At 58.2% G+C, this 14,658-nt stretch carries 10 protein-coding genes; 5 read left to right on the top strand and 5 right to left on the bottom strand.

The genetic code is table 11. The annotated features are described in order from the left end of the window. Nucleotides 1–1,068 precede the first annotated feature (1,068 nt). The gene (locus tag HFP54_RS26325; RefSeq protein WP_390656524.1) at nucleotides 1,069–1,350 is read right to left on the bottom strand and encodes a transposase family protein; all 282 of its coding nucleotides are present in this window, start codon (nucleotides 1,348–1,350) and stop codon (nucleotides 1,069–1,071) included. A gap of 660 nt (nucleotides 1,351–2,010) precedes the next feature. Between HFP54_RS26325 and HFP54_RS04190 the strand changes: the two genes are divergently transcribed. Beyond that, a complete protein-coding gene (locus HFP54_RS04190) occupies nucleotides 2,011–2,901 on the top strand; it encodes a hypothetical protein (protein ID WP_168564133.1) in 891 nt (296 codons plus the stop codon). A gap of 27 nt (nucleotides 2,902–2,928) precedes the next feature. On the opposite strand, the gene egtB is transcribed toward HFP54_RS04190, so the two are convergent. The 4 genes from egtB to HFP54_RS04170 all read right to left on the bottom strand — a co-directional run bounded on the left by egtB (nucleotide 2,929) and on the right by HFP54_RS04170 (nucleotide 9,655). Next, complete coding sequence (gene egtB, locus HFP54_RS04185) at nucleotides 2,929–4,251, bottom strand: ergothioneine biosynthesis protein EgtB (RefSeq protein WP_315853841.1); 1,323 nt, start codon at nucleotides 4,249–4,251, stop codon at nucleotides 2,929–2,931. Nucleotides 4,252–4,388: 137 nt separating this feature from the next. Further along, nucleotides 4,389–5,765 (bottom strand): DUF1552 domain-containing protein, encoded by a 1,377-nt coding sequence (locus HFP54_RS04180; RefSeq protein WP_235951226.1) that lies wholly within the window; start codon nucleotides 5,763–5,765, stop codon nucleotides 4,389–4,391. An 86-nt stretch (nucleotides 5,766–5,851) separates the two neighbouring features. Then, nucleotides 5,852–8,401, bottom strand: a complete 2,550-nt coding sequence (locus HFP54_RS04175) for a DUF1592 domain-containing protein (RefSeq protein ID WP_168564130.1) — start codon at nucleotides 8,399–8,401, stop codon at nucleotides 5,852–5,854. 780 nt (nucleotides 8,402–9,181) lie between these two features. Beyond that, complete coding sequence (locus HFP54_RS04170) at nucleotides 9,182–9,655, bottom strand: acyl-CoA thioesterase (protein ID WP_235951225.1); 474 nt, start codon at nucleotides 9,653–9,655, stop codon at nucleotides 9,182–9,184. A 128-nt stretch (nucleotides 9,656–9,783) separates the two neighbouring features. Between HFP54_RS04170 and HFP54_RS04165 the strand changes: the two genes are divergently transcribed. The 4 genes from HFP54_RS04165 to HFP54_RS04150 all read left to right on the top strand — a co-directional run bounded on the left by HFP54_RS04165 (nucleotide 9,784) and on the right by HFP54_RS04150 (nucleotide 14,645). Continuing rightward, complete coding sequence (locus HFP54_RS04165; protein WP_145300276.1) at nucleotides 9,784–10,287, top strand: ACT domain-containing protein; 504 nt, start codon at nucleotides 9,784–9,786, stop codon at nucleotides 10,285–10,287. A gap of 104 nt (nucleotides 10,288–10,391) precedes the next feature. Continuing rightward, a complete protein-coding gene (locus HFP54_RS04160; RefSeq protein ID WP_315853840.1) occupies nucleotides 10,392–11,717 on the top strand; it encodes a PP2C family protein-serine/threonine phosphatase in 1,326 nt (441 codons plus the stop codon). A gap of 217 nt (nucleotides 11,718–11,934) precedes the next feature. Next, nucleotides 11,935–13,131 carry an LptF/LptG family permease gene (locus HFP54_RS04155; protein WP_146412807.1) on the top strand — a complete coding sequence of 399 codons (1,197 nt, stop codon included), beginning with the start codon at nucleotides 11,935–11,937 and terminating at the stop codon, nucleotides 13,129–13,131. Between the two features lie 218 nt (nucleotides 13,132–13,349). Further along, nucleotides 13,350–14,645, top strand: coding sequence for a TlpA family protein disulfide reductase (locus HFP54_RS04150; RefSeq protein ID WP_168564129.1), 1,296 nt, complete (start codon nucleotides 13,350–13,352; stop codon nucleotides 14,643–14,645). The last annotated feature ends 13 nt before the right edge of the window (nucleotides 14,646–14,658 follow it).

Genomic DNA, 14,658 nt, shown 5'->3' with positions numbered 1-14,658 from the left:
CATCCACTCGATAAGTGTGTAGAAGCCGGTCGCCTGTTTTCACTTCAACCACGATTGCCAACCTCTGCTTTGAAACGGGCGGCGAATCATTCTCAATGGAAAAACAATGATACGACTGATCGCTATACGCCTGCTGAGCCACTGAAAGACATTCGCAGGTTGAATCAATAGACAACCGATCCGATGTAACGCTGCCGTACGGCAACCTTACGAAAGTCGACTCACCGGGAAACAATACGCCAAGATTGATTGATGCTGATGAATCAATCGCAAAACCATATCCGTCCCGAAGGAGCCTTTCATTCTCTACAGGAATTGATGCTTGCGAGTCGGGATCATCAAGACACCCACAAATCACCAATACACAGCAAAGCCAGAGAGACGCGAAAGCCAGAGAGACGCGGCACAATCCGCATTTCCATTGACAACGCCCAGTTCGGCTGTCATTTGGGAAACAACAAATCAACCAAAAGTCAGGCTTGAGAAATCGCGAAATTGTTGCCCCCGCCATCGATGTGCCCGAAATCTTGTGCCCTGGAATCGCGCCCCTATCGAACTCAATGTCAATGGCCAAACCCAAGAGCTCGATCTTTCCCACCGTAGCGTGGTGTAGGAGAATTTCAAGACGCGAATGTGCCGCACTGGACGCCGCCAAAAAGTAAACAAATAACCACAGGAGAGTTTATCAATTGCAGCGTCAGGCGAATCCACTCGCCGTGACTTTTTGCGATGGGATGCTTCGCATGTGGACCAACTCGGAAACGTAACAGACCCGCGTCGCGATGAACCGATTTGTCGATTGACTGTCGATGATGATCTGTGAAGCCAGCGCCGGAGCGGACGATTTCGTTTCGGTCGCTAAGCGTGCAAACACAAGGAGCGAATGGTTCGCCAAGTTTTTGAACATGCGATATGACCTTCGTCCGCACGAACGTTTCAATGCCATACCCCCGCGATTGAACTTGATGAGCTTGAACCGGTTGTGGCGTCATGGCTCACCGACGTGCACCGGATCACCGACTCGGCGGTCAGTGATTTCGTGCAACTCAGTCAACCAAGCAAACTGCGCTAAAATTCTTCGGGCTTGACGTACTTCAGGATCGAGTTGAATCGATCGTACGAAGGAACTCCTGAAGTCATGTTGAGAGACATCTCAAACCACTCCTTCTTCGTGTTGGCAATGTGAGCCATTGCGACGAAGTCATGGGCGCCGGCAATCACCGCACAAATGATCATGAAGAGTATGTCGGTGAACGGGTAGGTGATCGTGACGGTTCGCGGATCGACAACATGGTGGAGATGCCCGGTGAGACCGGTAGAAAGTTCCCTGCGATGAACCCTGGGGTAGATGCATCGCTCAGTGGTTCCTCGAAAGATATCTTCAATCGCCCCTTCACCAAGCTTCGCAAATCGCCCTGGGAATCAGCCAACGCTTCACGAAGGAACCAACGTGAACTTCGTGGCCACGCTGATTTGATCAGCGACCATTTTTTCGCCCAGCGATGGCCGGCCAGTGTGTCGCGAAGGTTTGCCGCTCGATCGTCACACCCGGCATCCATGAACCACTCCCTCAAGTCGCCCCAATCAGAAACAAAATTTGCCCTGGGACCATCGCATCGAACGATTCATATACCCAGCCGACCATCAGCCTGGCGAGCCCCTCGTGAAAATCACTGGCCGCACAGTCCAAACCACCGTCCGTGCCGCACCTCAATCACCCGAGGGGTTGCATTGGGAACCGCTGTCCCCCATGCGACTTTCGGCATATCGCTCCGTCATGAAACTCTCCAATGGTTACTAGCGGTGACGCTTGGCTTGCTAGCAACGTGGGATTCACCTTGACGTTTGCGGCCACCGCTTCTTATTCATCCGCCTATGTATCCAGACGCCTTTACACGATCATCGGTACGTTTGCGACCGGCGATTTCGCGCCGCGCCGCCCCGATCGGGGTGTGCTTGGTGGTGTGCAGTGTGATTCTGCTTTCTGCAGGCTGCAGGACGGCTGCGACGATGCATGTCTGGCAGGCTCCGGCGATGAAATCGGCCGTGGGCAAACGAGTCATCATCGCGGGTGTCGAAGGGCCTCGGTCGCTGACCGGTCGCTTGGTGGATCAACTGTTGCAGCAAGCGCCGTCGGATGTCGGTCGCCAAATTCAATTGGCAACGGTGGACCAGTTGCCACAGCCTCCGGAGATTCAACTGACCAGTGCGACGGACGCGGTGCCCAGCGACGTCGCGCTGATGCCGATCGCCCGATCCGAAGGGTTCGACTACGTCTTGCAGGGCCGAGTCATCGAGAAAACACACCAGCGCATCCGTCGCGATGTGGTACCGATCCAGAACGCCGCCCCCGAACACATCACACTGTCTTGGCGTCTGCTGGCAACCGGCGGTGATCAACCACCCATCGGCGCCCCGCTGACGGTTCACTTCGACGATGCGATGCAGCGTTATCCGGACTTGGCCAATGAAGAAGACCCAACATTGGCACTGTTGAAGGCGGCTGCCCGCGATACGAACCGCTTGATTCTGCCGTCGCTGCGCAAAGACGAGGTTTTACTGGCGCGTCCCTACCTGACCCCGCTAAGCGGCCGCGTCCGCAAAGGGAACAAGCTGGCCAAAAACGGCAACTGGCAAATGGCGGCGCAACTGTGGGAGGAAGCTTTGCGTTGGCATCCCTTAAACACCAGTGCGATGGTCAACCTTTCCTTGGCCGCCGTGGCACGCCAGGATTTCACCCAAGCGAAAGAATTGGCCCGTCGTGCGGTCCGATGGGCACCGACCAAATTCAACAAAGAAAACTTGGTCTGGATCGAACTGCGTCAACGTGAATACCACAAATCGTTCGGCTTGGATGATCCGCCGGAAGGCTGGTTTGTCACCTTCGACGAAGCACCCTGATCGACGCGCTGTCATCTCGCCGCCCGATCACACCGACCGTGCCAGACGGATGCCGGTAAATTGCCAACGCGCATCCGGGCCGAAGAAATTCCGATACGTTCGACGCGCGTGCCCCGGCGACGTGGCACAGGAACTGCCACGCAAAACGTATTGGTTGCACATGAATTTGCCGTTGTATTCCCCCAACGCACCTTCCGGCGGTGTGTATCCCGGATAGGGGCCGTAGGAACTGCTGGTCCATTGCCACAGCGTGCCGTACAAACCTGAAACGCCGCTTGCCGATGGGGTACCGTGGGTCGGATGAACGGGCCGCCTAGCATCAATGCACTCGCCGCTGGTCGGATCATCAGGGCTTGGCTCCCTTGCAACGGTTTCCCATTCGGCCTCGGTCGGCAACCTGGCCCGCGACCAGCGTGCGAATGCGTCGGCCTCGAAATAGCTCAGGTGGGCGACCGGTGCCTCGGGATCGATTGGGTGGCAGCCTCCCAGCGTGAACTCGTCAAACCCCTCGCCTCGGCGAATCCAATAAATCGGGTTCGTCCAACCTTGCTGCTGGACCGTCGCCCATCCCGCTGACAACCAATGCCGAGGATCCTGATAGCCACCGTCGTCGATGAATTGTTGGTATTCCGCGTTCGTCACCAAGCGGTTGGCGATTTGAAAGGGTTCCAAAAAGACACGGTGCTGTGGCAATTCATTGTCGAAACAGAACCGGTCTCCGGTGCATCCCATTTTCACAACGCCACCATCACTGCTGATCCACTGCAACTCCGGTGCATCGCATGGTCCGCAGTCAGCATCGACATGAGCAGGGTACAGCGGGTTCTGGGCAAAGGCGTGCTTGATGTCGGTCAGCATCAATTCTTGATGTTGCTGCTCGTGATTCAGCCCCAACTCGATGACACGTGCTAGAGACTCATCGACCACGTCGGCGTTTCGCAGCAACGTGACCACAGCGTCGTCGACGTCGCGTCGATATCCCATGACCTCGCGAACCGTGGGACGCGAAAGCAGTCCACGCTGGTGCCGCGGGAATTGATCCCCCACCGTGTTGTAGTAACTGTTGAACAGATACCGAAACGATTCGTCGGCGACCGGTGCATCGCAACGGTCGGCCAAAACAAAGGTCTCAAAGAACCAAGTCGTGTGCGCCAGGTGCCAGCGGATCGGACTGGCATCGGGCATCGACTGGAGCACGCAGTCCTCTGGTTGCAGCGGCGCGACGATGCTGTCGCTGAGCGTCCGGACGTCGGCATAGCGTTTGGCCAAAGCTTGTCCGTCAGTGACGACGTCACCGTGGCTGGCCGACAAACCGCCGGCAGATTCACAAGTATCGGGCGTGCTGGACACGAGGTGCACTCGGGGGACGGAGTGATCGGAACACGGACTCGGGTAATGCGTCATTAGTTTGACGCATTGCGAACCGTTCGCCCACCTGCACACCGTGGACCACAATCACCGCGGCCTGCCCGGAAACCGCCGATCGGTCAGGCGTTCAGGGTGACGCCCAATTCATCCAAGCGTCCGGTGCTATCGCCGATGCTTTCGGCCGGCGTGCCCATCATGTCCAGCATGGAAAGGAACATGTTGGCCATCGGGCGTTCCGACGGCGTCACAATGTACCGGTCGGTTTCCAATTGACCGCCCGCGCTGCCGGCCAAAACGATCGGCAAGTCATCATGCTGGTGCCGATTGCCGTCGCTCAGCCCGCTGCCGTACAGGACCATGCATTGGTCCAGCAGTGTGCCATCACCATCGGGAATCGAATCCAACCGTTCCAGGAAATACGCCAGTTGTTCCACCAAGTAGTAGTCGATCTTGCGAAGCTTGCTGACGTTTTCTTCGCGGTTTCGGTGGTGGCTCAATTGGTGGTGAGCATCTTTGACGCCGATTTCGGCATACGAACGATTCCCGCCCGCGTTGTCCAACATCAACGTCGCGACGCGTGTGGTATCGGTTTGAAAACCGATCGCCATCAAGTCGAACATCAACCGCGCGTGTTCGCGGAACGCTTCGACACGACCATCGGGCACATCCAGATCGGGCAGCGCGGCGGCGTCTTCGCGTTCGGTGCGTTCGATCCGTTTTTCAATTTCGCGAATGCTAGTGAAGTACTCGTCCAATTTGCGTCGGTCAGTCTGGTTGACTTGGCCCAGCAATCGTTTGGCATCCCGCTGGACGACATCCAAGATGCTTTGGCGGGTCCGATTCAGTTCACGACGCTGGGCGGAATCGCCCGATCCGAACATGCGATCAAACGCCATGCGTGGGATCGTTTCTTTGGGCATCGGTTGGGTTTCGTTTCGCCAAGAGATATTCGACGAATAGGCGCAACTGTATCCGCTGTCACAGCTGCCCGCGTTGCGACTGCCTTCCAGTCCCAGTTCGATCGATGGCAAACGCGTCACATCGGCCAGTTGGGTCGCGGCGACCTGGTCGACGGAGATGCCCAGCCGAATGTTGCTACTGGTTTTCACCGGCCGTGCCGCGGTCAAGAACGTCGAACCGCCACGTGCGTGGTCGCCCGCGCCGTCCTTTTTGGCTCGTCCGTTATCCAAAGCCAAGCCGCCGATGACGTTCAGCTTTGACTTGAACGCCGCCAGCGGCTGCAGAGTCTTTGACAACTGCCAATCCGAACCGCCACCGGTCGGTTTCCAATCGGGCACGATCACACCGTTGGGAACAAACACACAAGCCATACGCACCGGAGAACGTTTTGGGTCGACCGAGGCAAAAGCACTTTTGGCCAACGGCGACATCGCTTCGAGCATGGGCAGCCCGAGCGCTACCGACGCCCCACGTAGCAAGGTGCGGCGATGCAACAATCCGTTCTCGGTTCGTTGGTCGATGGTTCGGGCTGTCATCGGAGTCTCCGGTTTTGGTGAAAGCATCGCAAACGGGTTTTGCTTTATCACGAGACAAACGATTTATCTCGCTTCATTCATTTGGGCTATTTTCGCTCGGCGTCGCCGACGGCATCGCGGAACGTCACGTTGGGCGTCCACTCGTAAGCCTGGAATGGACGGCTATTGACCACGCCCCAGACAAGATCGGCCAGCCGATAATCGTCCGCGGCTGTCTGCGCCACGATTTCATCGACGACACATCGATCTTGAGGGGTCAATTCGCGACCCAGTGCAAACGTCATCAGCTTGCGAACCGCCGTTGCGGCGAACGATTTTTGTTCGCTGCGTCCCAGCAGCTCGCTCAATTCTTTTCCGCCGTTGAACGTGCGACCGCCGGGAAGTTCGCCGCTGGAATCGACCGGGAACTTGCCATCCATTTTGCGAAAACGACCGACGGCATCAAAGTTTTCCAAGCCGAATCCCAATTGATCCATGACGCGGTGGCACGACGCACAGGCCGGATCAGCGCGGTGGATTTCCATCTGTTCACGCAGTGATGCCTCGGCTCCCGCGGTCGCCGTTTCCTCCAATTCCGGAACACCGGCGGGAGGTTCCGGCGGCGGTGTTCCCAGAATGTTCTCCAGGATCCATTTGCCGCGGATCACAGGTGATGTACGTGTCGGATTGCTGGTCAGGGTCAACACGCTGGCATGCCCCAGGACACCCCGGCGCGGAGTATCCGCCAGCGTAACTTTGACAAAATCATCTTCGGAAATCTTCGAATCCTTCAGACCGTAGTACTTCGCCAGTGCAGCGTCGACAAACGTGTAATCCGCCGTCAACAGTTCACTGATCGGTCGATTCTGATGAATCAAGTGCATGAACAGTGATTCGGTTTCCGTTGCCATGCGTGGCAACAGGCTTTCATCGAAACCGGCATAACGTGAAGCATCAGGCTGGACGCCTTCCAGATTTCGAAGTCCCAGCCACTGCGCCGCAAACTCGCTGGCAAGCGACCGCGACCGTGGATCGCGAATCATTCGTTTGACTTCGTTCTTCAGCACCGTTTCGTCGCGCAACTTGCCCTGGTCGGCCAAGTCCAACAGACGATCGTCTGGCAAACTGCTCCACAAGAAATACGCCAACCGCGTGGCCAACTGGTGATCGCTCAGCGTCACCACGCCTTCGTCCGCCTGGGCGACGACATTGCCCGTTTCCCAGTCGACGGGGCTTTCGATTCGGAACAAGAACCGTGGCGAAACCAGCATCGCGGCGATGGCGATTCGCATTCCATCCACAAAGGACTCGTCGCGATCGGTGGCCTGTTTGACCAAGGCGGCATAGGCGTCCAAATCGTCGTCGGTCACCGGTCCGCGAAACGCACGTCGCAGCAGCGGGGCCATGTTTTCGCGTGCGGCTTCGGCCACATCACGGTATCCACCACGGCGACGCGGCGGTTGTTTCCGCAGAATTTTCCACTGGCTGGGCGGATAGACCGGATTGTCGAACTCCGACGGTCCTTCGACTTCGATCTTGCGGACCATGTACGTGTATCGGTCTCGGTCAAAGCGGCGGTCGGGGGTCAGACCTTTGCCGAACTGTTTTTTGCCATCGCGGATGGCTTGCTTGCTGAGCTTTTCGATGGCATCCAACTTGGCTTCGCCGACTTTCCAGTTCGCGTCACCTTTGGCATCGTCATCCGCACCAGGCAGCGGCGCGACACACAAGACGTGGGTTCCTTCGGTCAAATGCACGGTGACCGATTCGCGCTGGCTGCTGCCACCACCGCCGAAGTATTCCGCCACGAAGGTGCCCAACAACAAACCGTCGGAATCGAACAAACCAAAGCGGCCGGGACCATCGTCCTCACGCGTCATCCCGCATGCGACCTGAACACGGTACTTGCCATCGGCGGGGACTTTGAATTCGGTCCATACGAACGATTCGGGCGTGATGAACCGTCCGTAAAAGCTGCCGGTCACCCCATCACCTTGGACCACCAGAAGATCACCCGCTGCTTCGGAATCAATTCGGGGCAAGTCGGCCGGGTCGACCAAGACGGCATCAGCGACCGAGATCGCCGCGTCCAAGTACTTTTCCATCAACATTGGCGACAACGACAATACATCCCCGTTGTTGTCAAATCCGCCGCCGACCTCGTCCGACGGGAATGCGTCCGCAGGCCGCAAATCCATACCGAACAGATCGCGGACCGAATGGTTGTACTCGGCACGGTTCAATCGCCGCGCGGTGACCTTGCCAGGCTTGGGCACCAAGTCGCATACGACCGAATACATCGCCGCGTCCAAAGCCTGGACCAGCTGTTTGCGTTCGCCATCGGTGGGAACGTCGTAATCTTCCGGGGGCATCGCGCCGAATCGAACCATGTTCAAGACACGTTCGGCGGTCATGCCGTTGCCCTCCAGCATCAGCCCTTCGATTGTGTCGAAACCCGACAGATCCAATTCGGCTTCTTGGAACGCATCGTTGTGACAGTCCAGACAGAACCGCTCCATCAATTCCCAGCCGTCTTTTTGCCAGCGGGCTTCGACGTCCGATTCACTGGACCGCTGGCTGTCCTGTGGATGCGTGTCGGACTCATCCGCGGTTGCGAAACCACCACCCGCGGCAATCATCCAAACAAGCGTCGACATCCAAACGGCCGCCCGCGCTGGGCACCGGCCGAATCGGCCAGGGTGAATGCGGGCCTGTGGGCGCGAACTGCAAACCGACCGGCAACCAAAAGGGTTCGGCAAACGGCGCCGTCGTTCGATCAATGCGTTCCGATGCATGGCGTGTCAGATCAGGCGGGTGGAGACTGTCGAAGCCAACCGGTCGGGGCCGTGGCCAGACAACCCGATGGCGATGCAGCGGCATCGATCGACAGGCGGTGCCCCATCGTGGATGAACGCATCAGCAATCCGGATTGGCAGTTTCGTCAGTCGTGGTGGGGTGGGTCGTGACGCGGTCGTCGCTGATTCGAAAAGAGGGAGATCGAGTCAGGGACGAGGGTTAGGCAACAGGGACGAATCATCAAACCTGAGGTGTCATTCACCGAATCGATCCGTGAATGAACGGCCGCGATGATCAGGAACCACAAGCCGTCTCGATGGAAATTCCGCGGAAGCGACGATCTCCAACTGAGGTTGCTATGTCCGACTGATCGGTGCGGACGAATGGGACGAAGGCGATGAACGCGGTTGCCTGTTTCGCGTCAGTCACGCGGGGGTGGGTGGGGGTCGGTGCGCCGCCGGGTCCGAGGTGCCAGTGGTCTGGCCCGTCTTTGTTCGGCGTCTACCTGCGGTCTATTGTAGCGATTTGGCCAGCTAGGTCCAGCTTTTTACCATTGGCACCAAAGTAGCGGAAAGGAACTGACACACACGTGTTCACCTACGGGTGCCCCCAATTCCGGCGATGCTTCGTACCGCCCGCGTTCAGGAGGAACGTTCTGCTGCGCTGGCCAATTCCCGCATCCGTGGAGGCAGACGACACGGCTTGCCTTCACGATTGACCGCCGCAATGGTCGACCAGGCTTGAACGATCAAGTCATCACCACGATGAATGCGATAGCGATGCTTCACCCGCACCGGTCGGACTTCGATGGCTTCGGTTGTCAGTGTTAATACGTCGTCGAATTCGGCTGCTGCGTGGTACAGAAGATTCATCTCGGTGACGACCAACAAAATCCCATCGTCTTCTAGCTGACGATACGAGATGCCCAATTCACGCAACATTTCGACCCGGCCCCGCTCGAAATAGTTCAAATAATTCGCGTGATGCACCCGTCGCTGGCCATCGGTTTCTTGATAGGCGACCCGTATGGGGATCTGCATCGCAGCCAATGGCGGCGGATCGGATGAGGGATCGGCGGGCGTCTGTTTGGCATTCATCCGTGACAGGTCATTCATATCCACAGGGGTCAATCAAAATAGACGGGTCGGGCTGATTCGTCGGGCGAATTGACCGTCCCGACCGGCGGGGCCTAAACTCTGCCGGTACCCGGGCCCTATTCGCATGACAAGAGGACAGCGACACGATGAGCTTCGGCGCCAATTCGGGGACCGATTTTAAAACGATGCGTGGCCGCGACTTTCCGGCCATTCGACAGTTTACGGTCTTCTTGGAAAATCGGGTGGGCCAACTTTTGGAGGTGGTCAAACGTTTCGAAGGGACGGGCATTCGCATCGTCGCGTTGTCGATCAGCGACGCGGCGGAGTGTGCGTTTGTGCGTTTCGTCGTCAGCGACCCCGACCGCGGCCGCGACATTTTGGAACGCAGCGGATTGACCATCATTGAAAGTGACTTGGTCGGCGTGGAATTGCCCGATGGACCGCAACCATTGCTGCGTGTTTGCACGGCGCTGCTGCAGGCGGAACTGAACATCATCCAGGCCTATCCGCTTTTGTCGCGTCCCCACGGAGAACCCGCCGTCGCTTTGATGGTTGATAACATTGAAAGCGCTCAGGAAACGTTGGCCGGCAAAGGTTTCCGCATGCTGACCGAAGGCGACTTGATCGATCGTGAAGGGCTGCAGGACTGACGACCGCGTGTCGGGGCCCCACGTGACGTTTCCAGACAGTAGACTACTATGTTTGTTTCCTGCCGCCCTTTGACCAGTCTTGTCCGGCGGTTTGTCTTGTCAGCGTGAGCATTGTGTCGGTGTCCGAAGCCTGGAATCACGGAATCAGCTTCGCCGACATCAGCGATGTCGGCATGCGTCGATCCAATAACCAGGACAGCCACGCGGTGGTGCTGGCGGATTCCCCCGAACGATTCGGCCTGTGTGGCCATCTGTTCGTTGTCGCCGACGGCATGGGAGCGCACGCCGCTGGTGAACTGGCCAGCCGCATGGCGATCGATCGCATTGCGTCGACGTATTTCCGCGGCGGTTCGCAATTGCCCAGTGATGAATTCGCGGCAATCGACCTGCTGCGCGCCTCGGTCGACCAAGCCAACGAAGAGATTCACCGCCGCGGTCAGGAAAATCCTGAGTTCCACAACATGGGGACGACCGCCAGTGCGATGGCCATCATCCCCGATGGTGCCATCATCGCGCACGTCGGCGATTCCCGCATCTATCGCCTGCGCGGCGACATGTTGGACCAACTGACGTTTGATCATTCGCTGGTTTGGGAAATGGAAGCCAGCGGACAGGTTCACCCCAACAGCGCGCTGGGCCAATCCATCCCCAAAAATGTGATCACCCGTTCGCTGGGCCCCAACCCGAATGTTCAAGTCGATTCGGAAGGCCCGTTCCCGGTGGCACCCGGCGACACGTTCTTGCTGTGCAGCGACGGGCTATCGGGACAAGTCGACGATGAAGAAATTGGCGCCATCTTGAGCTGTCTGCCGGTCGACGAAGCGGCCCGCGTCTTGGTCGACTTGGCGAATCTGCGTGGCGGTCCGGACAATTCCACGGTGATCATCGCCCGTGTGGACCGAATGCCCGACGGATCGGCGACACCACCGGCACGACCAGCCGCCGACACGCAGCGTGTCGTGTCCGGCCTGTTTCCGTCCGCCGCAGTCGCCTGCCTGTTGGGTGCCGGCGTCCTGGCGTTTGCCGGCATGTATCAGTCGATGGTGATCGCGATCCTGTTGGGCCTGTCTGCGGCGATCACATCGATCGTGCAGATGCAGCTGAGTGCCAAGCCGGCCAACAATCGTTTGCGAAACGATCATCCCGGCGGCGGCAGAGCCCCGTATCGACGGTACAACGCCAAGCCGTCCGATTCGCTGAACGAAAAACTGCGGACCACCGTCGACGAATTGCGGCGCGCCGCCGACGAAAAGTGCTGGGAAATGGACTGGCGAGAGGTGGAAAAGCACCAGCGGACCGCCGAACAGGCCGTCAGCAATGGCCAGTTTGCCGAAGCCGTCCGGCACCAAGCCGAGGCCATCATCGCAACGATGCAACAATTGCGCGAACAGCACGATCGGGCCGCCGGCGAAACGGCCATCGACAACTAGGGTGGCCGTCGCTTTCGGTTCGCGTCGCCCACCGATCAACGGATACGCGTCGACGTGAAACCGCAACGCGTTTCACGCCACATCATGGATCGAGATCTCAGCGGTGCCGCGATAGTGGTCCGCACAGCCACGCATTGGCATAGGGGAAATGTGGCAACTTTGCTAAAGGTCGGTTTGACGTTGCCGTGCCGACCTTCGCCGTGCCTACCTGCCGCTCATGCCCAGTCGACTGACCCGCTACATCTTGGCCGAGATCTTCAAGATCTTTGTCATCGCGTTGGTCGTTCTGACCGTGCTGCTGTTGCTGATCGTCGTCGCGCGGGAATTGCTGCGCAAAGGTCTGGGGCCCGATGCGGTGCTGCGGATCATGCCTTTCATGGCACCGGTCGCGTTGCAGTTTGCGTTGCCGGCGACCGCACTGTTTTCGGTGTGTTGCGTTTACGGACGTATGGCATCGGACGGTGAAATCGCGACGGTGAAGGCCAGCGGGATTTCACCGATGAAGCTGCTGCAGCCGGCGATCATTTTCGCCGCGTTACTCAGCCCCGTTTCGGTGGCTCTTTCCGATGTCGCCAAGTCGTGGGGCCAACCCGGCCTGCGGCGCGTGGTCATGATGTCGATCGAAGACATCGCCTATCGACTATTGAGGTCGAAGCATTCCTATCAATCGGACCATGGATTTTCGATCCACGTTCGCGAGGTCGTCGGACACCGATTGATTCACCCCGCCGTCACGATCCGAAAATCATCCGGCGGTCCGGTTCATAAACTGACCGCTGCCGAAGGCGAACTGATCCTGGATCCGGAAACGATGTCGTTGATCATCAAACTGGTCGACAGCCAGTTGGAATTCGGCAGCCATGTCAGCGGCACCTTTCCCGGCGAACATGAATGGCCCATTGAATTACAGAAAGGCGGTGGCAACCGTGATCCATCGTCGATGCGTCCACAAGACTTGCCGCTTCGCCTGATCGGGCGGGAACGACTGCGTCAGGACGGTGCGATGCATGAAACGGTGGGCAAACTAGCCGCGCAAACGGCTTTTTCGATCCTGACCGCTCGCCCCGAAGAATTGGCGGGTCCGCAAGGCCAGGCGATCGAGTGGGAATTATCCAGCGGTCAAAGACGACTGATCTTGCTGCACACCGAACCGTGGCGTCGCTGGGCCGAAGGTTTCACCTGCCTGTTTTTCGTCTTGGTCGGCGCCCCGCTCGCGATGATCGCCAAGTCCAGTGATTACTGGTCGACGTTCGGGATGTGTTTTCTGCCGACCATCCTGATCTATTTCCCGCTGTTCCTGCTGGGCCTGGAACAGGCCAAGGACGGGCACGTCCCGCCGTGGGGCGTCTGGGTCGGTAATTTCGTCCTGGGCGGTATCTCCGTCATCCTGATGGCACGAGTCCGCCGGTACTAGCGGGCACTGAACATCCTTGACGCCCGATAGTGGCATCACCGGGAATCGGGTGTTTTCGCGACAAAGATTCGGCGAAGTTCTACCGCCTCGATGGATCACCCCGTTATCTTCGGGGAATCGCCTTTCGGATCCGAACCAGGTCGACACCGTGATTCGACCACGGGTCCGTCGCTTCAAAATCAATGCCGCCTGCCACCGGGGTTTACCGAAACATGACCATGCCCATTGGACCAGTCGATCAAGCACAGCACGCTTGTTCGATCGAACGCCTTTCGAATCCGCGTCTTTCGCTTGGCCTGCGTTGGATCGTCTGCTTGGGTCTGGCCGTTGTCCTGGCTGGCCCGGTTCCCGGCGTCGCTTGCGCCGACGATGCTGCGGCCGATGAAGAAACGGCGACCGAAACCGAAGAACAAGAAGAACAGGCGTTTGTGGTACCAGAGGGTTCCCCTGACGAACTGTTCGATTTCATCCAGGATGTGATGTCCAAACGTGGTCGCGACCGAGATTCCATGTTCCGTTCGGCTCGGGCGGTGGTCGACGCTGCACAAAAGATCGTCGATCACGAAGACGCCGATGAGGACACCGTCATGCAGGCGCTGAACATCCAGTGGCCCGCTTTGTCGTTCCTGGCAAACTATCAAGCGGACGCCCGCCAGCAGCTTGCCGATTTGCTGGAACGGCATTCCAAGAGTGACCTGCCGCGTGTCCGCCAGTTCATCGAACTGCAACAGCTGAAATCGGAGATCAGTGGCGCGCGAACCGCATCGGCGGAAGAACAACAAGCCTTGATCGACCGCGTGATGGGGATCATCGAAACCGACGGGATCGACCGATCGTCTTATTCACTTGCATCCAGCCTGGCCCGCAACATTGGCTACTCCGATCATCCCGAACTGGGTGCCGAGATGTACGAACGCTTAGCCAAAGTCTTGTCCGAATCGGATGATCCGCAATTCCAACAGTTGGCCGACAAAGCCATGGGGTCCGCCAGACGAATGCGCTTGCCCGGCAATGCGATCGAAGTCAAAGGAACCACGGCCGACGGCACCGAATTTGATTGGGACCAATACCGCGGTAAAGTCGTCTTGGTGGACTTCTGGGCGTCGTGGTGCGGCCCTTGTAAAAGTGAAATCCCCAACATGAAGCGTGCCCTGCAGGCCTATCCCGATGACTTCACCATCATCGGGATCAACATGGACAGCAGCATCGCCGCGATGGAAAAATGCATCGAACAGTTTGAAATCGACTGGGTCAATCTGGTCGGTGACGAAGAAAACGGCATGGGCTGGGACCACCCCATGGCAACGTATTACGGCATCACGGGTATTCCCACCGCGATTCTGGTCGATCGCGAAGGCAAGGTCGTTTCACTCGCCGCACGTGGCATTCGATTGAATAATCACCTGGAAGAACTGATCGGACCTCCCGCCGATATCGAACCCGACGACGGTGGCAGCCCCGTGGATGCCGAAGGCGATGCCGCCCCGCAGGAAGACGGTGAATCCGCCGAGTGATTCGGGCGACGCT

Source organism: Crateriforma spongiae, from assembly GCF_012290005.1.
GTDB lineage: Bacteria > Planctomycetota > Planctomycetia > Pirellulales > Pirellulaceae > Crateriforma > Crateriforma spongiae.
Note: the sequence above shows the minus strand (reverse complement) of the source record. Positions and strands in the feature narration are given on the sequence as shown.